This is a genomic window from Streptomyces sp. NPDC102270 (assembly GCF_044766405.1).
Taxonomy (GTDB): Bacteria; Actinomycetota; Actinomycetes; order Streptomycetales; family Streptomycetaceae; genus Streptomyces.
The window spans coordinates 366095-389622 of the sequence record NZ_JBIWLX010000006.1; the positions used below are offsets into that span (position 1 = coordinate 366095).

At 69.0% G+C, this 23528-nt stretch carries 19 protein-coding genes; 13 read left to right on the forward strand and 6 right to left on the reverse strand.

All coding sequences use genetic code 11. From position 1 onward, the window contains the following. The first annotated feature begins 28 nt into the window (after positions 1-28). The 9 genes from ACIRP7_RS14495 (at position 29) to ACIRP7_RS14535 (ending at position 11359) form a co-directional block, all read left to right on the forward strand. Entirely contained in the window at positions 29-2008 is a 1980-nt protein-coding gene (locus ACIRP7_RS14495) for a pectinesterase family protein (protein WP_403658089.1), read from the forward strand. A gap of 73 nt (positions 2009-2081) precedes the next feature. Next, positions 2082-3425, forward strand: a complete 1344-nt coding sequence (locus ACIRP7_RS14500; protein WP_403658092.1) for an ABC transporter substrate-binding protein — start codon at positions 2082-2084, stop codon at positions 3423-3425. 116 nt (positions 3426-3541) lie between these two features. Continuing rightward, a complete protein-coding gene (locus tag ACIRP7_RS14505) occupies positions 3542-4336 on the forward strand; it encodes a rhamnogalacturonan acetylesterase (RefSeq protein WP_403658095.1) in 795 nt (264 codons plus the stop codon). A 35-nt stretch (positions 4337-4371) separates the two neighbouring features. Further along, positions 4372-5691, forward strand: coding sequence for a polysaccharide lyase family 1 protein (locus ACIRP7_RS14510; protein ID WP_403658098.1), 1320 nt, complete (start codon positions 4372-4374; stop codon positions 5689-5691). 112 nt (positions 5692-5803) lie between these two features. Beyond that, positions 5804-6931, forward strand: coding sequence for a pectinesterase family protein (locus tag ACIRP7_RS14515; RefSeq protein WP_403658101.1), 1128 nt, complete (start codon positions 5804-5806; stop codon positions 6929-6931). A gap of 1 nt (position 6932) precedes the next feature. Continuing rightward, complete coding sequence (locus tag ACIRP7_RS14520; RefSeq protein ID WP_403658104.1) at positions 6933-7961, forward strand: pectinesterase family protein; 1029 nt, start codon at positions 6933-6935, stop codon at positions 7959-7961. Then, positions 7948-9105 carry a dienelactone hydrolase family protein gene (locus ACIRP7_RS14525; protein ID WP_403658106.1) on the forward strand — a complete coding sequence of 386 codons (1158 nt, stop codon included), beginning with the start codon at positions 7948-7950 and terminating at the stop codon, positions 9103-9105. The genes ACIRP7_RS14520 and ACIRP7_RS14525 overlap by 14 nt, the downstream gene beginning before the upstream one ends. A 250-nt stretch (positions 9106-9355) precedes the next feature. Continuing rightward, complete coding sequence (locus ACIRP7_RS14530; RefSeq protein ID WP_403658109.1) at positions 9356-10468, forward strand: chondroitinase-B domain-containing protein; 1113 nt, start codon at positions 9356-9358, stop codon at positions 10466-10468. A gap of 93 nt (positions 10469-10561) precedes the next feature. Next, positions 10562-11359, forward strand: coding sequence for an HAD family acid phosphatase (locus ACIRP7_RS14535; RefSeq protein ID WP_403658112.1), 798 nt, complete (start codon positions 10562-10564; stop codon positions 11357-11359). Here the strand turns inward: ACIRP7_RS14535 and ACIRP7_RS14540 are convergent. Continuing rightward, positions 11356-13554 carry a family 43 glycosylhydrolase gene (locus ACIRP7_RS14540; RefSeq protein ID WP_403658115.1) on the reverse strand — a complete coding sequence of 733 codons (2199 nt, stop codon included), beginning with the start codon at positions 13552-13554 and terminating at the stop codon, positions 11356-11358. The genes ACIRP7_RS14535 and ACIRP7_RS14540 overlap by 4 nt on opposite strands. A gap of 208 nt (positions 13555-13762) precedes the next feature. On the opposite strand from ACIRP7_RS14540, the gene ACIRP7_RS14545 reads away from it, so the two are divergent. Next, complete coding sequence (locus tag ACIRP7_RS14545) at positions 13763-14917, forward strand: right-handed parallel beta-helix repeat-containing protein (protein WP_403658118.1); 1155 nt, start codon at positions 13763-13765, stop codon at positions 14915-14917. Positions 14918-15184: 267 nt separating this feature from the next. Here the strand turns inward: ACIRP7_RS14545 and ACIRP7_RS14550 are convergent, their stop codons facing one another. Together ACIRP7_RS14550 and ACIRP7_RS14555 are read right to left on the reverse strand one after the other, a co-directional pair. Further along, positions 15185-16039 (reverse strand): hypothetical protein, encoded by an 855-nt coding sequence (locus ACIRP7_RS14550; RefSeq protein WP_403658121.1) that lies wholly within the window; start codon positions 16037-16039, stop codon positions 15185-15187. Next, positions 16036-16602: a SigE family RNA polymerase sigma factor gene (locus ACIRP7_RS14555; protein ID WP_403658124.1), complete on the reverse strand. Its 567-nt coding sequence runs from the start codon at positions 16600-16602 to the stop codon at positions 16036-16038. Before ACIRP7_RS14555 ends, ACIRP7_RS14550 begins: the two co-directional genes overlap by 4 nt. A gap of 236 nt (positions 16603-16838) precedes the next feature. On the opposite strand from ACIRP7_RS14555, the gene ACIRP7_RS14560 reads away from it, so the two are divergent. Then, positions 16839-18242, forward strand: a complete 1404-nt coding sequence (locus ACIRP7_RS14560; protein WP_403658127.1) for an NCS2 family permease — start codon at positions 16839-16841, stop codon at positions 18240-18242. A 13-nt stretch (positions 18243-18255) separates the two neighbouring features. Here ACIRP7_RS14560 and ACIRP7_RS14565 read toward each other — a convergent pair whose 3' ends face one another. The 3 genes from ACIRP7_RS14565 to ACIRP7_RS14575 all read right to left on the reverse strand — a co-directional run bounded on the left by ACIRP7_RS14565 (position 18256) and on the right by ACIRP7_RS14575 (position 21036). Continuing rightward, positions 18256-19707: a peptidoglycan D,D-transpeptidase FtsI family protein gene (locus ACIRP7_RS14565; protein ID WP_403658130.1), complete on the reverse strand. Its 1452-nt coding sequence runs from the start codon at positions 19705-19707 to the stop codon at positions 18256-18258. 81 nt (positions 19708-19788) lie between these two features. Further along, entirely contained in the window at positions 19789-20259 is a 471-nt protein-coding gene (locus tag ACIRP7_RS14570; RefSeq protein ID WP_403658133.1) for a GNAT family N-acetyltransferase, read from the reverse strand. 3 nt (positions 20260-20262) lie between these two features. Continuing rightward, entirely contained in the window at positions 20263-21036 is a 774-nt protein-coding gene (locus ACIRP7_RS14575) for an IclR family transcriptional regulator (protein ID WP_007381154.1), read from the reverse strand. Between the two features lie 130 nt (positions 21037-21166). Here ACIRP7_RS14575 and ACIRP7_RS14580 point away from each other — a divergent pair, with 130 nt between their 5' ends. Further along, positions 21167-22696, forward strand: a complete 1530-nt coding sequence (locus ACIRP7_RS14580) for an aldehyde dehydrogenase (NADP(+)) (protein WP_403658137.1) — start codon at positions 21167-21169, stop codon at positions 22694-22696. A 45-nt stretch (positions 22697-22741) separates the two neighbouring features. After that, a complete protein-coding gene (locus tag ACIRP7_RS14585) occupies positions 22742-23350 on the forward strand; it encodes a DUF1349 domain-containing protein (RefSeq protein WP_352390482.1) in 609 nt (202 codons plus the stop codon). Positions 23351-23528 lie beyond the last annotated feature (178 nt).

Consider the following 23528-nt stretch of genomic DNA (forward strand, 5'->3'; position numbering starts at 1 on the left):
CGAACCCGTAAGCCTGTTGGGAGCCGCAATGACGCAGCACCTTGATAGCAAGCGCTTGCAGAGACCGGGATACGGCATGGTCCTGGCCGCTGTGCTCGGCCTGGTGGCCGCGCTGAGCCTCGGGGTGATCGGACAGGCCGGGGCCGTCACCGCCGAGAAGGCCCCGGTCGACCGCTGGAGCGACCGGGCGCACGGCTTCGCCTCGCTTGCCGGCGGCACCACCGGAGGGGCCGGAGGCAAGGTCGTCACCGTCACCGACCAGGCCTCGCTGGCGGCGTACGCTGCGGCCGAGGAGCCGTACGTCATACGGGTCTCGGGCACGATAGCCGTCGAACCCTTCGGCTCGGACATCGTGGTCGGCTCGAACAAGACGATCATCGGCGTCGGCGACACCGGCGAGATCGTCCACGGCGAGCTGCACCTGAACCCCGGCACGCACAATGTGATCATCCGCAACCTGACGATCCGTGACTCCTACGTCGAGGGCGACTGGGACGGCAAGACGACGGATTTCGACGCGATCCAGATGGACACGGTCGACCACGTCTGGATCGACCACAACCGCTTCACGCACATGGGCGACGGGCTGCTCGACATCCGCAAGGACAGCCGGTACATCACCGTCTCCTACAACCAGTTCACGAACCACAACAAGGCGTTCGGGATCGGCTGGACCACCAATGTCCTCACCGAGATGACGATCGACCACAACTGGTTCCGCGGCACCAAGCAGCGCAACCCCTCGGCGGACAACCTCGCCTACGCCCACCTGTACAACAACTACCTGTCCTCGCAGGTCGCCGACGGCGACCCGGTGTGGACATACGGGAACTGGGCGCGCGGCAAGACCAAGATGGTCATCGAGAACAGCTACTACGACGGTGTCCAGCATCCCTACCAGGCAGATGCCACCGCCGAGTTGGTGCAGCGCGGCTCGATCCTGAAGCACACGAGCGGGCGAACGGACGCGTGGGGAACCGCATTCGACCCGCGCTCCTTCTACGCCTACCGGCTGGACCCGGCCGCCGCAGTGCCCTCGCTGGTGTCCCGGTTCTCCGGGCCGCAGCAGCGGATCGGTGTGACCCTGCACGTCCCCGGTGACTATCCGACCGTGCAGACCGCCGTGGACGCCGTGCCCGACCGGAACGCCGAGCGGGTGACGATCGCCGTCGCGCCGGGAATCTACCGGGCCAAGGTGTACATCCCGGCGACCAAGCCGAGGATCGTGCTCCAGGGGACTGGACAGGACCGGTCCGACACCGTCATCGTCTACGACACCCCCGCCGAGTACGGCGGTTCGACGGGCAGCGCGACGGTCCGGATCGCCGCGAACGACGTCACCGCCCGCCACCTCACCTTCAGCAACGACTTCGACGAGGCCGCGGTCGAGCTGAAGGGCGAGCAGGCCCTCGCGATGAAGACGACCGGCGACCGGATCGTCTTCGAGGACACCGCCTTCCTGGGCAACCAGGACACGCTGATGACCGACAGCCCCAAGCTGGACGTGATCAGCCGGGTCTACCTCCGCGACTCGTACATCGAGGGCGATGTCGACTTCATCTACGGCCGGGCGACGACGGTGATCGAGCGGTCCGTGATCCGGGCGCTGAGCCGGGGCTCGGAATCCAACAACGGCTACATCACGGCCGCTTCGACCTGGACGGGCAATCCGTACGGGTTCCTGATCACCCGGTCGAAGGTGGTGAGCGACGCGCCGGACCAGTCCTTCCACCTGGGGCGGCCGTGGCACCCGGGCGGTGAACCCGCCGCCGTGGCCCAGGTGGTGATCCGCGACACCGAACTGCCGGCCGCGGTGAAGACCTCGCCGTGGACCGACATGAGCGGCTTCTCGTGGAAGGACGCGCGGTTCGCCGAGTACCGCAACTCCGGGCCCGGTGCGGCCCCGAGCGCCGACCGGCCGCAGCTCGGTGCCGCCGACGCGAGGACGTACACCGTCGCGAACTACCTCAAGGGCACGGACGGCTGGGCCCCCCACGCCCGCCACTGACGTCCTCCCGGCCACCGACTTCCCCCCACAACGTCACATCTCCGCTGGATCAGAAGAAGAAGAGAGCCGATCAATGAAGATCAGTATCCGCAGAAGCAGGCGCGCTGCCATAGCCGTCGCCCTCGGGTCCGTCCTGGCGCTGACCGTCACCGCCTGCGGTGACGACGGCAGCGGGGCCGGCGGTGACAAGGGTGACGAGGGCAGCGGCAAGGGCAAGATCGTCTTCTGGGACAACAACGGCGGTGTGCGCACCGACATCTGGAAGGAGGTCATCGCCGACTTCCAGAAGGCCAACCCCGACATCAAGGTCGAGTACGTCGGCATCGCGTCCACCGAGTACCAGTCCAAGGTCGACACCGCCATCCAGGGCGGCGGTCTGCCGGACGTCGGCGGTGTCGGTGCGGCCATGCTCGCCGGGTTCTCCGCGCAGAACGCGCTGGAGCCGCTGGACGACCGGCTCTCCAAGTCCTCCCTGAACGGCAAGCTCAACGAGGACATGGTCGGCGTGCTGAAGGCGTCGGGGGGCGGGGACGGGACCCTGTACTCGATCCCGACCTCCGCCAACAACGGTGTGCTCTACTACCGGACCGACCTGTTCAAGAAGGCCGGCCTCGACGAGCCGACCACCTGGGACAAGTTCTACGAGGCCGCGGACAAGCTCACCGACGCCAAGAAGAACGAGTTCGGCTACACCATCCGCGGTGGCGCCGGGTCCATCGCCCAGGCCCTGGACGCGATGTACGGGCAGAGCGGGATCACCTCCTTCTGGAACGGTGACAAGACCACCGTCAACGACCCGAAGAACGTGGCGGCGCTGGAAAAGTACGCGGCGCTGTACAAGAAGGTCACTCCGGCGGCCGACCTCAACAACGACTTCACCAAGATGGTCGCCCAGTGGGACTCCGGCACCATCGGGATGCTGAACCACAACCTGGGGTCGTACCAGGACCATGTGAAGGCGCTCGGGGTCGGCAAGTTCCGGGGCATTCCGCAGCCGATCGGCGCCTCCGGCAAGCGGGTGCAGGTGTCCAACCCGGTCGACGGGCTCGGGGTGTTCAAGAGCTCGAAGAACAAGGACGCGGCCTGGAAGTTCATCGAGTTCGCGACCTCCGCCGCGGAGAACTCGAAGTTCAACAAGTCCGCCGGGCAGGTGCCGTCGAACAACGACGCCGCCAAGGACGCCTGGATCTCGGAGGCCGAGCCCACGAAGCTGGCCGCCGCCGCGCTGACCGACGGTTCCACGACCATCGTCCAGCTGCCGTACTACCTGCCCGACTGGAACACCATCTCCAAGGCCGACAACGAGCCGAACTTCCAGAAGGTGCTGCTGGGTGACATGAGCGCCAAGGACTTCCTGGACACCATGGCCGACCAGCTGAACAAGGCTCAGGCGGAGTGGAAGGAACAGAACGGCTGAGACATCGGGGGGTTCGCCGTGCGGCCGGCTGCGGGTTCGTTGTGGCTGGTCGCGCCCCGCGGCGGAGCCGCATATCGACAGAGCCCCGCGCCCCTGAGTAGGAAAGGTCACGCACGTTGTCACTCACTCGTAGACAAGTAACCGTGGCGGCGCTTGCCGCCGTGCCCGTCGCTTTCAGTGCGACCGGTACCGCTCGAGCCGGAGAACAGCGCACCCTCTACATCGCGGGCGACTCCACGGCTGCCCAGAAATACTCCGACGCCGCCCCCGAGACCGGCTGGGGCATGGCCCTTCCCTTCTTCCTGCGCAAGGATCTGGCCGTCGCCAATCACGCCGTGAACGGGCGGAGTTCCAAGAGCTTCATCGACGAGGGGCGACTCGACGCGATCCTCGCCCTCATCCGGCCCGGCGACATTCTCCTCATCCAGTTCGCGCACAACGACGAGAAGACCGCCGATCCGACCCGCTACACCGAGCCCTGGACGACGTACCAGGACTGTTTGCGGCGGTACATCGACGGCGCCCGCGCGAAGGGTGCCCGGCCGGTGCTCGCCACACCCGTCGAGCGGCGGAAGTTCGACGCGAGCGGCAACGCCCTACCGACCCACGGGGAGTACCCGGCCGCGATGCGGGCGCTCGCCGAAGAGGAAAGGGTCGCGCTGCTCGACATCCAGGCCCTGTCGCTCGCCCTGTGGCAGCGGCTCGGGGTCGAGGAGACCAAGAAGTACTTCAACTGGACCGCGACCGAGCAGGACAACACGCACTTCAATCCGCCCGGTGCCATCGCCGTGGCGCGTCTGGTCGCGCGTGAACTGCTGCGGCACCGAGTGCTGGCGCCCCGGGACGTGCGCCGGCTCGACGCCGGGATCCCCGAGTCGTGGATCACCTGGCCGGCTCCGGCCGCCGCCTGACCACTCCTTCTTCGCAGTCGAAAGAGAGCCGCACAATGAACGCACAGAAATGGCATGGGCATGCCATGACAAAGGCGATGGCCGTGGCAGGCTGCGCCGCCCTGGTCCTCGCGGTCACCGGCACCACCGCCCAGGCCAAGGGGCACGACACCGCCCGCGAGACCCTCGCCACCGGTGACGGCTGGGCCTCCGACGGCACCGGCACCACAGGCGGCGCGGCCGCCGACGCCGCCCACGTGTACACCGTCACCGACTGGGCCGGCTTCAAGGCCGCCCTCGCCGCGGGCGGCACCGCACCGAAGATCATCAAGGTGAAGGGGACCATCGACGCGGTCTCCGAGGGCTGCGACTCCCTCGCCGCGCCCGGGTACGACTTCGACGCCTACCTGGCGAAGTACTCACCCGAGGCCTGGGGCCTGGACACCGACCTGAGCGGCGAGCCCGACGACAGCCCCGAGGGCCTGCGCCGCGTCTCCGCCGCCAATCAGGACCAGACCATCAAGGCGAACGTGCCCGCCAACACCACGATCATCGGGGTCGGCAAGAACGCCGGGTTCAAGGGTGCGAGCCTGCAGATCAAGGCCGTCGACAACGTCATCGTCCGCAACCTCACCTTCGAGAGCCCCATCGACTGCTTCCCGCAGTGGGACCCCACCGACGGTGCCAAGGGCAACTGGAACTCCGAGTACGACACCGCCGTCGTCTACGGCTCCACCCATGTGTGGCTGGACCACAACACCTTCACCGACGGCAGCCACCCCGACAGTGCCGCGCCCACCTACTTCGGGATGCTCTACCAGCAGCACGACGGCGAGCTGGACATCGTCCGGGGCGCGAACTACGTCACCGCCTCCTGGAACGTCTTCACCGAGCACGACAAGACGATCCTGATCGGCAACAGCGACAGCGAGTCCACGGCGGCCGGCGACCGGGGCAAGCTCAAGGTCACCTTCCACCACAACCTGTTCTCGAACCTCGTCGAGCGCGCCCCCCGCGTGCGCTTCGGACAGGTCGACTCCTACAACAACCACTTCGTGGCCAACACCGACTACGCCTACAGCTTCGGCATCGGCAAGGAGTCCCACCTCGTCGCCGAGCACAACGCGTTCACCCTGCCGCAGGGGGTCAGCGCGGCCAAGGTGCTCAAGCGGTGGAACGTCTCCCCGCTCACCGCCGCCGACAACTACGTCAACGGCAAGCCCACCGACCTGATCGCCGTCCACAACGCCGAGATCCCCGCCGAGACCCTGGAGTCCGGCGCGGGCTGGACGCCGACCCTGCGCACGAAGATCGACCCGGCCAAGAAGGTGCCGGGGATCGTGGACCGCGGCGCGGGCGCCGGGCACGTCTGCTGACACCGCCCCCATGACCGGCCGGGGCGGAATCCAGCGGCCGCCCCGGCCACCCACCTCACCCCCCACGCGAGGCACCCCACACCCCTGAGCCGCATGTCCAAGGAGCACCCGCATGCCCTCGCACGACACCCGACTCCCCCTGTCCAGAAGAGGGTTCCTGATCGCGAGCACCGGAGCGGCGGCCGCGCTCGCCCTCGCACCGGCCCCCGCGCACGCCGGCGCCCGGCGCCCCTTCGGCCGCTTCGGATCACCCACCGCCCGGCTCACCCCGCAGACCCTCTACGTCGACCCGAAGGGCCGCGGCGACCACGCCACCGTGAAGGACGCCGTCACCGCCGCCACCGGTAGCGGCTGGACCCTCGTCCTCGCCCCCGGCACCTACCGGGAGACCGTCGCGGTCGACGTCACCCGCACCGAGACGACCTGGATCGGCGCCTCCGAGGACCCCCGGGACGTCGTGATCGTGTACGACAACGCGGCCGGCACCCCCAAGCCCGGCGGCGGCACCTACGGCACCACCGGGTCGGCCACCACCACCGTCCAGGCCGACGGCTTCACGGCCCGCTGGATCACCTTCGCCAACGACTGGCTGCGCGCCGACCACCCCGGCATCACCGGCACCCAGGCCGTCGCCATCAAGGTCCAGGGCGACCGCTCCGCCTTCCACCACTGCCGCTTCCTCGGCCACCAGGACACCCTCTACGCCGACTCGATCGCCCTCACCTCCTTCGCCCGCCAGTACTTCTCGCACTGCTACGCCGAGGGCGACGTCGACTTCGTCTTCGGGCGGACCACGGCCGTCTACGAGAACTGCCACTTCCGGACCCTGAACCGGACCGACCTGGCCGCGGCGCCGTACGGCTTCGTCTTCGCGCCCTCCACGGCGGGCGCCAACCCGCGCGGCTACCTCGTCACCAGGAGCCGCGTCAGCAGTGAGGCCCCGGAGGGTTTCTACAAGCTGGCCCGCCCGTGGGTGCCCAGCTCCGACACCACCGCGCGGCCCTCGCTCGTGGTGCGGGACACCTGGCTGGGCCCCGGGATCGACCCGGCCGCTCCCTACACCAACATGTCGGACGCCTTCCCCTGGCAGAGCCAGCGGTTCGCCGAGTACCGGAACACCGGCCCCGGCGCCCGGATCACCGTCCCGGAGAACCGGCCCCAACTCACTCGCGAGCAGGCGGAGTCGGCGACCCGGGAGGCCTACCTCGGCGACTGGAAGCCGTGGAAGGAGGCGTGCTGAGATGCGCAGACGGACCTTCATGGCCGCCGGTGCCGGACTCGCCCTTGCGGCGGCCTCCCCGGCCCACGCCGGCGCCCGCCGCGTCCTGCACGTCCGCCCCGGCGACTCCGTCCAGGCCGCCGTCGACGCGGTCACCGGCCCCGGCTGGACGATCGTGGTGCACCCGGGCACCTATCGCGAGGTCGTCAACGTCCCGGCCGACAAGGCGGAGTTGACCGTACGCGGCGCCGTCCCCGACCCCCGTGCCGCGGTCATCGTCCACGACAACGCCAACGGCACCCAGAAGCCCGACGGTTCAGGAACCTACGGCACCGCCGGCTCCGCCACCTTCACCTCCGCGGCCCCCGGCCTCACCGTCCGCGATCTCACCCTCGCCAACGACTGGCTGCGCGCCGACCATCCCGACATCACCGGAACCCAGGCGGTCGCCGCCTACACCTACGGCGACCGCACCCACTTCGACAACGTCCGGCTCCTGGCCCACCAGGACACCCTCTTCGTCGAGACGACCGCGCTCACCGCCTTCGACCGGCAGTACTTCCGCCGCTGTCACATCGAGGGGGACGTGGACTTCGTCTTCGGCCGGGCCACCGCCGTCTTCGAGGAGTGCCACTTCCACACCCTCCAGCGGGACGTCGGCTTCACCCCCAAGGGCATGGTCTTCGCCCCCTCCACGGCCCGCGCCAACCCGTACGGCATCCTCGCCGTCCGCTCCCGCATCACCTCCGGTGCCGAGGACGGGGCGTACAAACTGGCACGGCCCTGGGTGCCGTCGTACGAGACGACCGCCTGGCCGTCCCTCGTCGTGCGGAACTCCCGGATCGGGCCCGGGATCGACCCGGTCGCGCCCTACACCAACATGCGCGAGGCCTACCCCTGGCAGACCATGCGTTTCCGGGAGTACGCCAACTCCGGTCCGGGAGCGGTGATTTCCGTCCCCGACAACCGGCCCCAGCTGACCGCCGAAGAGGCCGCCGTACACACCCGCCGCACCTATCTCGGGGACTGGAGGCCCTATGAGCGCCGGTGACCCGCTGGGGCGGCGGGCGTTCGTGGTGGGCGCCGGAGCGGCCGCGCTGGCCGGGGGAGCGGTGAGCCCCGCCGAGGCCGGGGTCGTGGACGGCCCGCTGCCCGACTTCCATCCGGCACTCAAGGCCGAGCTGACCTTCCCGCTGGCCTGGGGAACCTCGCCGGTGCGGGACTTCAGGGCCTGGCGGACCAGAGCCAGGGTCGTGGTCGAGGAACACCTCCTCGTCGACCGCCAGGACGGGACGCCGTACGCGACCGAGTTCACCGACCGAGACCGAGGTGACGGCTACACGCGGGAGCTGGTCACGCTCTCCCTCACCCGTCACGAGCGGGTCCGGGCCGCCCTGCTCACCCCGCACGGCCCCGGTCCGTTCCCCGCCGTGCTGCTGCTCCACGACCACGGGGCGAAGTTCGACATCGGCAAGGAGAAACTGGTCCGGCCCTGGTACGACGACACCCGGCTCGCCTCCGCGCAGTCCTGGGCCGACAAGTACTTCAGCGGCCGGTTCGTCGGCGACGAGCTGGCCCGGCGCGGCTATGTCGTCCTGTGCGCGGACGCGCTCGGCTGGGGCGACCGCGGACCCGTCACCTACGACCAACAGCAGGCCCTGGCAAGCAACTTCTACAACCTCGGCTCCTCGCTCGCCGGGCTCATGGCCCGCGAGGACGCCCGCGCCGCCGGATTCCTGGCCGGCCTGAAGAGGGTGGACGCCAGAAGGGTCGCGGCCGTCGGCTTCTCCATGGGTGCCTACCGCGCCTGGCAGACCGCCGCGCTGACCGACGCCGTCACGGCCACGGCAGCCGTCTGCTGGATGACCGGCCTCAAGGAAATGATGGTGCCCGGCAACAACACCCTGCGCGGGCAGTCCAGTTACTACATGCTCCACCCGGGGCTGCCCCGGTTCCTCGACTTCCCCGACGTGGCGAGCATCGCCGCCCCCAGGCCGATGCTCTTCTTCAACGGCGGCCTTGACCCGCTGTTCCCCGCCGACGGCGTCCAGGTCGCGTACGACAAGCTGCGCGCCGTCTGGCACTCCCGCCACGCCGAGGAGCGGTTGCGGTTGAAGACATGGCCGGGGCTCGGCCATGTCTTCGTCAACCGCATGCAAGAAGAGGTGTTCACGTGGCTCGATGCCGTCCTTTGAACCCTCTCCCCGCACGCGGGGAGGTTCCTGGCTCACGCTGCTCTCCCGCTCGACGAGTGGGGAAGTCTGACGCGATCAACACCAGCCGGGACGGAACCTGCCCGGTGCCCTGAAGGAGAAAGGCCTTGCACTGCAATCGGGTCTTGGCTCTTGCCCGGCGCTCACCAAGTGAAACGCATCAGAACTCTCCGCAACTGCGCCCAGTCGGCGCGGTGAATCAACTCGCCCCACGAGAAGGGACCCGCACTCCATGTCTCGTCGTACCGCTCTCACCGTCCTGTCGGCCCTGTCCCTGGGCGTCGGCCTCGCCGTCCTGCCCACCCAGGCGCAGGCCGCGACCGTGGTCGTCAGCAACTCGACCGACCTGTCCAACGCCATCAAGAACGCCACCGCCGGCACCGTCATCCAGGTCCGAGGCGGCACCTACTACCCGACGGCCACCCTCCAGTCCACGGCCAACGGCAGCTCCTCCGCGCCGGTCACGCTCACCGCGTACGGCTCGGAGACCGTGAAGATCGACGGCTCGTCGCTGCCCGACGGCGACTGGATCTTCAAGCTGACCGCCGACTACTGGAACGTCTCCAACATCACCTTCCAGAACTCCCCGGACAGCGCGGTCGTCTGCCAGTCCTGCACCGGGACGGTCTGGAACAACATCAAGACCATCAACGGCGGCGACTCAGGCTTCACGCTCACCGGCGACGGGACCGTGAACAACACCGTCAAGAACATCGACTCCTACGGCAACTACGACGCCGCGAACCACGGCGAGAACGCCGACGGCATCGCCGTGAAGTTCGGCTCCGGCAGCGGCAACCTCATCACCGGAGCCCGCCTCTACAACAACTCGGACGACGGGATCGACTTCTGGTCCTTCTCCTCGCCCGTCACCGTCGAGCACACCTGGTCCATGGGCAACGGCGTCAACCGCTGGTCCGACTCCGCCTTCGCGGGCGACGGCAACGGCTACAAGCTGGGCGGGGACGGCGAGGTCGTCGCGCACGTCATCAACAACTCCGCCGCCTGGGGCAACGCCGGCAACGGATTCACCGAGAACTCCAACACCGGCGCCATCGTCATCAACCGCACCACCGCCTACGCCAACAGCAAGTGGGGCTACTACTTCGCCACCAGCTCCGCGAAGCTCGGCAAGAACCTCGCGGTGAGCAACGGCGGCGGCTCGGTGAGCAAGGGCTCCAAGGTCTCCTCGTCCGGCAACAACTGGGACAGCGGGATCAGCACCCCCGCCTTCAAGTCGACGGACGCCTCGACGACGTACAACGCCCGCAGCTCCAGCGGCACCCTGCCCGCCACCACCTTCCTGACGACGGGCAGCACCACCATCGGCGCGACCATGAACTGAGGGGCCTCTGAAAGAACCGGCACAGGGCGCTTGACCCGTTTTTTACCGGGCGGGTCTCGCGCCCGACATGGTGACGCGCGTAGAACCTCTGTCATGCATAAGTCACTGCGTATCGCAGCCGCCACCGCGGCGTGTGCCGTCGCCGCGGGCGCCCTCTACGGCGCCGGCGCGGCCACCGCCGGTCAGTCCACGGCGAACTCCACGCACGAGCCCTACAACATCGGCGTCCTGGTCAAGGACATCGACACCTACTACGGCACCACGGCCGACGCCAACGGTGTCTACCAGGCGTCCCCCACCAGCCCGTACGCCAAGGACCTCGCGGCCATCGACAAGGCCGCGAAGAAGCAGATCGACCAGGCCGCCCGCAAGGCGCACCACAGGGGCGAGAAGCCCGCCGTCGTCTTCGACATCGACGACACGCTGCTGCTCAGCCTCGACTACGAGAAGCGCTACAACTACACGTACAACGCGACCACGTGGGCCGACTACGTGAACCGGGCCGACCGCCCGGCCGTCTTCGGCAGTCCCGAGCTCGTGCAGTACGCCGAGAAGAAGGGCGTCGAGGTCTTCTACAACTCGGGCCTCAGCGAGGCCCAGCGCGCGGCCGCGGTCGAGAACCTGAAGAAGATCGGCGCCGATGTGAACCTCGACGCCGACCACGTGTTCCTCAAGAACAAGGCGAACCCGCCGGCCTACCTGAGCGCCTGCGCCACGCCGGGCACCTGGACCTGCACCACCGTGCAGTACAAGTCCGGCACCCGCGCGCACATCGAGAACGACCTCGGGTACGAGATCATCGCCAACTTCGGCGACCAGTACTCCGACCTGGAGGGCGGCTACGCCGACAGGACGTACAAGCTCCCGAACCCGACGTACTTCGTGAGCTAGTTCCGCACCGGCCGGATCCCCTCGAGGGTCGGCACCACGGGCTTGATCGTGCCGTCCGCCGCGAACTCCAGCCTGTCGACGGTGGTTTCGCGGTGCATTCCGTCGCCGCCGGGCTTCCCCGGCCCGTTCAGGGCGAACCGGTGGTAGACGATGTACCAGTCGTCGGTGCCGGGGACGTTCACCACGGAGTGGTGGCCGGTGGCGAGGATGCCGTACTCGGCACGCTTGGACAGGATCGTCCCCTTCTTGGTCCACGGGCCGAGCGGGGACGGTCCCGTCGCATAGGCGACGTGGTAGTTCTCGCTGCGGGTGTCGTCCTCGGACCACATGAAGTAGTACGTGCCGTTCCGCTTGATCACGAAGGAACCCTCGCGGAAGTTGTCCGGGGTGATGTCCTTCACGGCGGCAGCGTCGTAGGAGGTCATGTCGTCGTTCAGCGGGACGACATAGCCGTGCCCGTTGCCCCAGTAGAGGTACGACGTCCCGTCGTCGTCCGTGAAGACGGCCGGGTCGATCATCTGGCCCTGCAGCGAACCGCCCTTGGCCACGAGTGGCTTGCCCAGCGCGTCCTTGAAGGGACCGGCGGGGGAGTCCGCCACCGCCACACCGATCTGCTGCTCGGCGCAGAAGTAGAAGTAGTACGTGCCGTTCTTCTCCGCGATCGCCGGCGCCCACGCGTACTTGTCGGCCCACGACACGTCCGCGCCGAGGTCGAGGATGACCCCGTGGTCCTTCCAGTGGACCAGGTCCTTGGAGGAGTAGGCCTTGAACCGCGTCCCGCTCCAGCCGTTGAAGCCGTCGGTGGTCGGGTAGATCCAGTACTCGCCGTTCAGATAGTGCACGTCCGGGTCGGCGTTGAGGCCGGGCAGGACGGGGCTGCCGGTCCGCACCGCCTCGACCGTCCAACTGCGGCTGGTGCCGTCGGCGGCCGTCACGGTGTACGACTGCGGCCTGCGGAAGTCGCGCCGGGTACCGGACCTGGGGGCGATGCTCGCGCCCTCACCCACGGCGATCTTCGGAGCGAGGTGCGTGAGGTCGGTGTCGGTCTGCACCGGCAGCACGACCTTCGACGCGGCCTCCGTGACAATCGCGTACCCCTTCTGGCCCTTGGCCGTCGCGTCCACCACCGAGGCGGGTGTCGACGGATACGCGGCCAGCAGCCGGTCGTACTCCTTCTGCGTCACCGGAAGTACCGTGCCGTGCCGGGGACTCGCGGGGAGCTGGTAGTTCGTGGACGGGGTCCACCTGCCCGAGTCGAGGTCGGTGGTCTCGAAGGGGACGTACCCGCGGCCGCCGTACTCGTCGATGAACAGGTACCACTTCTTCTCGGTGTTCGACTTGAACACCGTCGGCCCCTCACCGCGGTCCATCGCCCCGCTGCCGATGCAGTCCGCGACCAGGTCGTACGTCGTCGAGGTCAGGCTCGTCGACTTCTCGCCGGTGATGAACTTGGCGCAGGGCGAGCTGGAGGTGGGGTCCCGCTCGTCCTTGGTGTAGCGGTAGTAGGTGTCCTTGTACTTCACGACCGTCGAGTCGATCACCGAGTAGCCGGGGTCGTCCCAGACCTTCGGCGCGCTGAAGGTGCGGAAGTCCTTGGTGGTCGCGTACAGCATCTTGTTGTACGTCGATCCCGTGTGCCCGGGGTCGTCGTCGGCGTACAGCTTCGACGCCCAGAAGACGACGTACTCGCCGAGGCCGGCGTCCCAGTAGGCTTCCGGTGCCCAGGTGTTGCCCGCGTTGTCCGGGGCGACCTTCACCAGGCGCTGGTCGGTCCAGTGGACCAGGTCGGTGGACTCCCAGATCATGATCGACTTGCTGCCGTGCCGCTGGACGTCGTCCCAACTGCCGCTGCTGTTCTTGTACATGCGCAGGTCGGTGGCGATCAGATAGAACGTGTCGCCCTTGGGGGAGCGGATCACGAAGGGGTCGCGCAGGCCCTTCTCGCCGGTCGTCGACGTCAGGACCGGCTTGCCCTGGTTGAGCTCGCGCCAGTGCAGGGGGTCGTTGCCGCGGCTGAGGGCGTAGCGGATCTGCTCGCCGTCGGCGGTGCCCTCGCCGGTGAAGTAGGCGAAGAGATATCCGGCGTACTTGGGGTGGTTCACGGGCGGTGCTCCTGAGTGGGCGGAACCGGGCGGTGCGGTGAGCAGGGCCAGCAATAGCGAGAGACAGGCGACGAGGAGGATACGAGGGCGCATGTCGCGCCTGTGAGTGTGGGGGTGTGGGGGTTTCTGTTGGGGGCTGTGCGCGCCTTCGGAGTGTTACGAGTGGGAAACAGCACGTCAATCGGTGAGTGCGCGAGCGGCGGCAGCGAAAGTTTCGGTTGTTTTCGTCGAGGCGCGGCAACCTCACCGGTCATGGCGGCGACTTCAGGGCGTCTTGACTGCCGAGGAAAGGAACGCCCCCGTGCGTCACAGCACCGGACGCCACCGCCGGACCCGCACGCTCTCCCTCGCCGCGGCGGTCGCCGTCACCGCGGGCGCGGGCGGTGTGTATCTCGGCCTGTCGGGCGGCGGGGCCGAGGCCGCGTCGACGACGGTCACCGTCTCCGGTACGGCCCAGCTGGAGGCGGCGGTGCGGAACGCGAGCGCGGGTACGGTCATCCAGGTCCGCGCCGGCACCTACACCCCGGCGGCCACCCTCAAGTCCACGGCGAACGGCACGAGTTCGGCAAGGATCACCTTGCGGGCGTACGGCAGCGAGAAGGTGAGGATCGACGGGTCCAGGCTGCCCGCCGGGTCCTGGCTGGCGGGGATCCACGGCGACTACTGGACCGTCCAGAACCTCACCTTCCAGAACTCGCCGGCCCAGGGCCTGGTCGTCACCTCCTCCGTCGGCGGGGTCTTCAAGAATCTCGTCACCGCGCACAACGGGGACTCCGGATTCACCCTGCGCGGCGACGGGACCAGCGACAACCTCGTGCAGAACCTGGACAGTCACGGCAACTACGACCCGGCCGGGCACGGGCAGAACGCCGACGGGATCGCCGTGAAGTTCGGGTCCGGGACCGGCAACAGGATCACCGGGGCACGCCTGTACGGCAATTCGGACGACGGGCTCGACCTGTGGCAGTTCTCCTCGCCGGTCACCGTCGAGCACAGCTGGGCCTTCGGGAACGGCAGGAACCGGTGGGGGGACAGCGCCTTCGAGGGCAACGGCAACGGGTTCAAGCTGGGCGGTGGAGGCGTCACGGTGGCCCACCTCGTCAACAACAACGCGGCCTGGGGCAACACGCTGAACGGGTTCACCTCGAACTCCAACACCGGGGCGGTCGTGCTGAACCGCAACACCGCGTACTCCAACGGTGCGGCCGGGTTCTTCTTCGCCACCGGCAAGGCCCGGTTGGCGCGCAATCTCGCGGTGGGCAACAAGGGCGGCCTGCCGAAGCCGGGCCCGGCCACGGTGTCCGCGGCGAACAACTGGGACGCCCGGGTGCCGACTCCGGCCTTCCGGTCGACGGATGCCACCACGGCGTACGGCACCCGCGGTCCGGACGGTTCGCTGCCCCGGACGGACTTCCTGACCACCGGATCCGCCGCCATCGGCACCGCGATGGACTGAGCCGCACAACGCCGGAACGCCCCGCCTGTCGTCACAGGCGGGGCGTTCCTCGTGCCGGCCCGAGGGGGGCTCCAGCCGGCAGCTGCCGACCGAGGGGGGCTCAGGCCGGCAGGTCTGGGTACTGCGAGGTGCCGGTCTACCCGGCACTACTAGTGACGTTGAAGATGACCGAATGGTTGTTCCATGCCATACACCTGTTGAGTGGCCGCTGAGGCGGAAAGGGTTGCCGCCCCGCGGAGATTTCTCGGTGAGACTCCGGCAAGAGGCCTACGAGTCCCCTTCGTCCGCGGACCCGTCGTCCTGCGCCGCGAAGCCGCCCTTCACGGCGAGGTCCCCGGACTTGGCGGTCGCCGTCGCCGTGTAGCCGTCGTCCTTCGCGTCCCGGCCGCCGCGCTGGTGGTTGTACTGCCCGGCGAACACCCACTCGCCCTTCGGGACCGTACGGCCGTCCTTGAGCACCCAGGTGTAGACGAGGAAACCGTCCTTCTCGGCGACCGTCAGCGTGAAGTCGTCCTCGGGCAGCGAGCGCCAGGCGCCGGTGTCGGTGACACCGCCGGTCTGCGCGATCCTCAACTCGACCGTGAGCGCGGTCAGTTGCGCGGAGGTCTTGAAGGTCACATCGCTCTGCGCCCAGAACTCGTTGCTGTGCGGGTCCACCGAGCCGTCCGACCACAGCGGGCCGTCCTCGGCGCCGGACGCCTGTACCCCGCCGGAGGTGCTCGGCGTGCCCGAGGGCGTACCGCTCGGCCTCTCGGCCCGGTGCGTGGGGGTGCTGCTCGGCCTCGGATCCGCCGATTGGGCGGGCGGCCGGCTCGTGGCGTCGGGCGAGGAGCTGGGCGTGCCCGTGGCGGCGACCGACTTCTGCGCGGGCGGCTCGTCCTTCACCGCGGACGCCACCGCGTAACCGCCGAGGCCCAGCACGCAGGCGACCGCGGCCGTGGCGCTCACCACCCGCACCCAGCCGTAGACCGGCGGCCGGGTCGCCCGGTGGTCGGGGCGGGTCTGTTCCGACATGCCGCGCTCGATCCGGGCGAGGATCCGCTCGCGGTTCGGCTCGTGTGCCCCGGCGGCGTCCTGCAGCCGGGCGCGCAGGTCGCCGTGCACGTCCCGCCGCATGGTCATCGGTCCCTTCCTCCGGCGTCACCGGTGCGCGCCATCGCGGCGTGCATCCTCAGCGGAGCGTTCTGGGGGCCGAGCAGCCGCTGCAACTCGGCCATTCCCTTGGAGGTCTGGCTCTTAACCGTACCGACCGACACTCCGAGGGCCAGCGCGGTGTCCTTCTCGGAGAGATCGAACGCGTGCCGCAGCACGACACACGCCCGCTTGCGGAACGGCAGCCTGCGCAGCGCCTCCTGGACGTCGACCGTGCCCGCCACGTCGGGATTGTCGACCTTCTCCTCGCGCTGGGACCAGAACAGGGCGATGCGCCGGCGCTCACGGACCGCGCTGCGGATGCGGGTACGGGCCAGGTTGGCGACCACTCCGCGCGCGTACGCCGCCGGGTGGTCGGCCGCGCGCACCCGGTCCCAGCGGTGCCACAGGGCCAGCAACGCGTCCGCCGCCAGGTCGTCCGCGGCGTCCGGCTCGCCGGTCAACAGCAGGGCGAGGCGGGACAGTTCGGCGTAATGGCGTTCGAAGAAGGCGTGGAACTCCACGGAGGCGGCGTCGTCGACGACTGTGCCCACGGGCTCCCTCTCCTTTGTGTGTCATGTGAATGACATGTGATCATCCGGGAGTCGCCGGACGGAGATCCGGAAGCGTAGCAGTGTCCGAGTACATGCTCTCGTACGGGTCTTCGAACAAGGTATGACAGGGCGATCCCCGAATCCGTAACACGAGGAAAACCTGAAGCGCGTTCAACACAGGAACAATCCAGCCAGCATCCGCACACCGATCATTCAGGCACCAGGGAGCATCGACCATGTCCGTCGACCGGTACTTCAGGATCTCCGAACGGGGATCCACCCTCGCCCGTGAGACACGCGGCGGCTTCGCCACGTTCTTCACGATGGCCTACATCCTTGTCCTGAATCCGATCATCCTCGGCAGTGCGAAGGACAAGTTCGGGCACCAGTTGGATGCGGTCCAGCTGACCACCGCGACGGCTCTGGTGGCCGCGGTGATGACGATCGTCATGGGCGTCGGCGGAAACCTGCCGCTCGCGCTCGCCGCCGGGCTCGGGCTGAACGCGGTCGTCGCCTTCCAGATAGCCCCGCTGATGAGCTGGGACGACGCGATGGGCCTGGTCGTCCTGGAGGGGCTGCTGATCTGTGTGCTGGTGGTGACCGGACTGCGGGAGGCCGTCATGCACGCCATCCCGCAACCGCTCAAGCAGGCGATCAGTGTCGGGATCGGGCTGTTCATCGCGTTCATCGGCTTCGTGGACGCCGGGTTCGTCAGCCGTATCCCCGACGCCGCCAACACCACCGTGCCGGTTCAGCTCGGCGGCACCGGCGCGCTCACCGGCTGGCCGATCCTCGTCTTCTGTCTCGGGGTGCTGCTGACGATCGGGCTGCTCGCGCGCAAGGTCAAGGGCGCGATCCTGATCAGCATCATGTCCATGACCGTCCTCGCGATGATCATCAACTCGATCGCCGACATCAAGACCTGGGGGCTGACCACGCCGGAGTGGCCCGACAAGGTCGTCGACACCCCCGACTTCGGACTGATCGGCCACTTCAGCCTGTTCGGTTCCTTCAGCGCGCCCGGCGTCGGGATCGTCACCGTCGTCCTGCTGATCTTCACACTGATCCTGTCCGACTTCTTCGACACGATGGGCACGGTCGTCGGGATCACCGCGGAGGCCGGGCTGCTGGACGAGGAGGGCAAGGTCCCCAACCTCGGCCGGGTCCTGCTGATCGACGGAGCGGCGGCGGTGGCCGGTGGCGCGGCGTCGGCGTCCTCCGCCACGTCCTACATCGAGTCGGCGGCGGGCGTCGGTGAGGGCTCGCGCACCGGGTTCTCGAACCTGGTCACCGGCGGGCTCTTCGGCCTGGCCCTGTTCCTGACCCCGCTGCTGACCATCGTCCCGCTCCAGGCCGCCGCTCCCGCCCTGGTCGCCGTGGGCTTCCTGATGATGACTCAGGTCAAGCACATCGACTGGGACAAGTACGACATCGCGATCCCGGCGTTCCTGACCATCGCTGTGATGCCGTTCACCTACTCGATCACGAACGGCATCGGGGCCGGCTTCCTGGCCTACGTCGTGATCAAGACGGTGCTGGGGAAGGCCAAGGAGATCCACTGGCTGTTGTGGGCCGCCTCGGCGCTGTTCCTCGTGTACTTCGCGATCGACCCGATCGAGCAGATCCTCGGCGCCAAGTAACCCCGGGGAAGGCTCAGTTCTTCAGGGCCGCCTCCATCATGGCCTTGGCCACGGGGGCGGCCAGTCCGTTGCCGCTCACCTCCGAGCGGGCCGCGTTCGACTGCTCCACCACCACCGCCACGGCGACCTCCTTGCCCTCGGCCTTCCCGTAGGAGGTGAACCAGGCGTACGGGGTCTTGCTGTTGTTCTCGCCGTGCTGGGCCGTGCCCGTCTTGCCGCCCACCGTGACGCCGTCGATCCGGGCGTTGGTGCCGGTGCCGTCCTGGATCACCGACTGCATCGCCGACTGGAGTTGTTCCGCCGTGTCCGAGCTGACGACCTGCGTCGTGGCCGCCTCGTCGTCGTAGTTCTTCAGGACGTCACCGCCATGGTCGGTGATCGTCGACACCATGTGCGGTGAGACCAGCTTGCCGCCGTTGGCTATGGCTGCGGAGACCATGGCCATCTGGAGCGGGGTGGCCGTGACGTCGTACTGGCCGATACCGGTCAGGGCCGTCGAGGACTTGTTCATGCCGGACGGGTAGACGCTCTCGTAGGCCCGCACCGGGACGTCCTGCTCGGCGTCGTTGAAGCCGAACTTCTCGGCCGTCGCCCGCACCTTGTCCTGGCCGAGGTCGACGGCCATCTTCGCGAAGACGGTGTTGCAGGAGTACTCCAGCGCGACCCGGATCGAGGCGTTCTCGCAGGGCGCCGAGGCGCTCTCGTTGCCCAGCGGGGTCACCGTGCCCGGCAGGGTGTACGGGTCCGGGCTCACGGTCTTCTCGTCCACCGAGGAGTAGAGACCGTCCTCCAGCGCGGCCGCGGCCACCACCAGCTTGAACGTCGAACCGGGCGGCAGCGGCTGGCGCAGCGCGCGGTTGGTGAGCGGCTTGTCGGAGTCGGCGGTGAGCCGCTTCCAGGCGCCGCCCGCGGTGTTGGCGTCCGTCAGCGAGGACGGGTCGTACGAAGGCGTCGACACGACCGCCAGGATCTTGCCGGTCGTCGGGTCGATCGCGACGGCCGCGCCCTTCTTGCCGCCGAGCGCGTCGTAGGCCGCCTTCTGCACGGCCGGGTCGATCGTCGTGATCACATCACCGGGCTCGGCCCGCTGGTTGGTGATCGTGTCCATGGCGGTCTTCAGCCGGCTGTCCGTGCCGTTGAGGAGGTCGGCGTAGATGCCCTCCAGCTGGGTCGGGGCGTAGGCCTGCGAGGCGTAGCCCGTCACCGCCGCGTACAGCTTGCCGTTGGTGTACGTCCGCTTGTACGCGAGGTCGCTGTCCGTCGTCCTCTCGGAACCCGTCACGGCCCTTCCGGCCACGACGATGTTCCCGAGCGGCGAGGAGTACGTCTCGATCGCGTTCCGCCGGTTGTCGTTGTCGTCCGCGAGTGCCTGGCCCTCGTAGAACTGCACCCAGGTCGCTCGGATCAGCAGAGCGAACACCAGGAGCAGCGCGAAGACCGATGCGCGCCTGATCGTCTTGTTCATCCCACTGACAAGACGATCAACGGCGGACGAATCGTTCCCGAACATCCGCTTTTCTCATCGGACGTTCATCCACGGCGGTGCTCACGCGTCCAGCGTGAGCACCAACTCGTCGATCTCCGCACCGCGGGCGTGGGCGTACCCGGACGCCTGGGCGGCCACCCGGAACCCGCACTTGTGGAGCACCCGCAGCGAGGCGGCGTTGTCGGCGGCCGCGCGGGCGTACAGGGGACGTTCGGGGACCTGGGCGAGCAGTTCACCCAGGGCCGCCGTGGCGATGCCGCGCCCCCAGTAGGCGCGGTCGATCCAGTACGTCACCTCGCGCTCGCCCGGCTCGCCGTACACGGCAGCGCTGCCCACCACGTCCCCGTCGGCCAGGATCGTGCGCTGCACGTCCGCGGAGGCCCGGATCCGTTTCCAGTGGGCGTCGAAGGCGTCCCGGTCGGCCGGGTCCTTCGGGGTGAAGGCCGCCATGTGCAGGGCCTCTGGGTCGTTCATCTGCCGGAAGAACACCGGCAGATCGCTGTCATGAACCTCGCGGAGAACGATCTGCATGCCTCAGAGCCTACGGGTGGCCAGTGTCAGCCGGTCCCGGGCGTCGAACAGCGCGTCCTTCACCATCTGCTCGTGCGCCGGGGTCAGCCGTGCCACCGGCACCGAGCAGCTGATCGCGTCCCGCGCGGGCGTGCGGTACGGGATCGCGACGCCGAAGCAGCGCAGCCCCAGTGTGTTCTCCTCGCGGTCCACGGAGAAGCCCTGCTCCCGGATCTGGTGCAGTTCCTCGATGAGCTTCTCGCGGTCGGTGATCGTGTGCTCGGTGAGCGCGGGCAGGGTCTCCGGCAGCATCTTGCGGACCTGCTCGTCGGAGTACGTGCTCAGCAGCGCCTTGCCGAGGGAGGTGGAGTGCGCCGGGAGCCGGCGGCCGACTCTCGTGAAGGGCCGCAGGTAGTGCTGCGACTGCCGGGTGGCCAGGTAGACGACGTTCGTGCCGTCCAGACGGGCCAGGTGGATGGTCTCGGTGGTGTCGTCGGAGAGCCGGTCCAGGGTCGGCCGGGCCGCCGCGACCACCTCGTCACCGTCGATGTACGAGGTGCCGACGAGCAGCGCCCGCACCCCGATGCCGTACCGCGTGCCCGTCGCGTCGGTCTCCACCCAGCCCAGCTCGACCAGCGTGCGCAGCAACATGTAGAGACTCGACTTGGGGTACCCGACGGCCTCCTGGACCGCCGCGAGGGAGTGCATGCCGGGACGTCCGGCGAAGTATTCGAGCAGTTCAACCGTCCGTACCGCGGACTTGACCTGTGACCCGCCGCCCGTCTCGCCAGCCGACATCGCCCTTGACCCCTTCGTTCGACGGGAACCCAGCTATATAGTCTCCAACAGCATATTCACCATCAGAGACAGCGTTCAGCATATCGAACAGTCCTGGTGGATGACCCGGATACACCTGGAGGGACCCGCGGTGGCAGCAGCACCAGTCTGGAGTGTCGACCCCCGAACCGGGAAGCAGCGTGAGCAGGTTGCGGTGGAGGCCACAGCCCAGGAGGTGGACGCCGCCGTCCGCGCCGCGCACGACGCGCGTGCTTCCCTCGCCGACCGCACCGTCCGCGCGGCCTTCCTGCGCACCGCCGCCGACAAGCTGGAGGGCTCCAAGGAGCACCTCGTCGAGGCCGCGGACGCCGAGACCGCGCTCGGCCCGGTCCGGCTGACCGGCGAGCTCGCCCGCACCTGCTACCAGCTGCGGGCCTTCGCGGACATCGTCGACGAGGGCGCCTTCCTCGACGTGGTGATCAACCACCCCGACGACACCGCGACCCCGCCGATCCCGGACCTGCGCCGCTACAAGGTGCCGCTGGGCGTCGTCGCCGTGTACTCGGCCTCCAACTTCCCCTTCGCCTTCTCGGTCGCCGGCGGCGACACCGCGAGCGCGCTGGCGGCCGGCAACCCGGTCGTCGTCAAGGCCCACCCCGACCACCCGGGTCTGTCCGAGCTGGTCGCGTCCGTGCTGCGCCGGGCCGCCGACGAGCACGGCATCCCCGCGGGCGTGCTGGGTCTCGTGCACGGCTTCGAGGCCGGCATCGAGCTGATCAAGCACCCGCTGGTCGCCGCCGCCGGCTTCACCGGTTCCGTGAAGGGCGGCCGCGCCCTGTTCGACGCGGCGGCCGCGCGTCCGGTGCCGATCCCGTTCCACGGCGAGCTGGGCTCCCTGAACCCCGTCGTGATCACCGAGGACGCTGCGGCCGAGCGGGCCGAGGCCATCGGTGCCGGGCTCGCCGGCTCCATGACTCTCGGCGTCGGCCAGTTCTGCGTGAAGCCGGGCCTGGTCCTCGTGCCGTCCAGTGCGGCGGGCGACGGCCTGGTGAAGTCCCTGACCGACGCGGTCAGCGACACGGACGCGGGCGTTCTGCTCGACCACCGCATGCGGGACAACTTCGTCGCCGGCGTCGCCGAGCGCGCGGAGCTCCCCGAGGTCGAGACCCCGGTGACGCCCGGCGCGGGCGGCGAGCACACGGTCAGCGCGGGCTTCCTCACGGTGGCGGCGGAGAAACTGACCGAAGAGGGGGCGTACGACCTGCTCCTGGAGGAGTGCTTCGGCCCGGTCACCGTGGTGGCCCGCTACGAGGACGACGACCAGGCGCGCGCCGTGCTGTCCCGGCTTCCGGGCAACCTCACCGCGACCGTCCACCTGTCGGAGCAGGAGGCCGCGGGCGAGGGGCGCGGCGCCGAGATCCTGGCCGAGCTGACCCCGCTGGCCGGCCGGGTCCTGGTGAACGGCTGGCCGACGGGCGTGGCCGTGGCCCCGGCCCAGCAGCACGGCGGCCCGTACCCGGCGACGACCTCCACATCGACCTCGGTGGGCGGCACGGCGATCGAGCGCTGGCTGCGGCCGGTGGCGTACCAGAACGCGCCGGAGGCCCTGCTGCCGCCGGAGCTGAGGGACGACAACCCGCTGGGTGTGCCCCGGCGTTTCAACAACGTTCTGGAGCGCTAGGCACCCGAGGGCCGCCCGCGGAGAGGGAACTGGAAAACTCTGAGGATGGACGTCGACCTTCCCCAACTCCCCTTCTCGCTCCGCACCTACGGCCCCGACGGGCACTGGAAGTACGAGGACGGCTTTCTCTCCGGCTGGGCCGGCCCCCGGCAGGACCGGTTCGTGCCGCCCACCGGAGAGTCCCTGGACCCCGCCGCCGACGCGCCGCGTCTGCTCGGCGCCCCCGAGGGGGACTTCCAGCTGATAGCCCGCGTCACCGTGGGCTTCAACGGATCCTTCGACGCGGGCGTCCTGTACGTCCATGTCGGCGAGCGGGCCTGGGCCAAACTCTGCCTGGAGAACTCGCCGGACGTCCCCACCGTCTGCACGGTCGTCACCCGGGGTCACTCCGACGACTGCAACTCCTTCACCGTGGACGGCAGTTCGGTGTGGCTGCGGGTCAGCCGCACCGGCCGCGCCTTCGCCTTCCACGCCTCCCGCGACGGCAGCCACTGGACCTTCGTCCGCCTCTTCACCCTCGGCGACGAGAAGGAGACCGACGCGGCCCTGGTCGGCTTCATGGCCCAGTCACCGATGGGGGAGGGCTGCGTGGTGACGTACGACCACATCGAGTACCGACCCGAATGGCCGGCGGATCTGCGGGACGGTACCTGAGCGCTGCGCTGGGCCCGAGCCGGGCGCCACCCGCGGGGTGCCGGGTTCGGTGGTCGGGCGGCCGCGGGTGAGAGGGGGCTGGTCGCGCCACGCGGCGGAGCCGCACATCGAAACGGCCCCGCGCCCCTGAGCAGGTGCAGCCACCCGGGGAATGAGACCCGCTGCTTGAATGTTCACC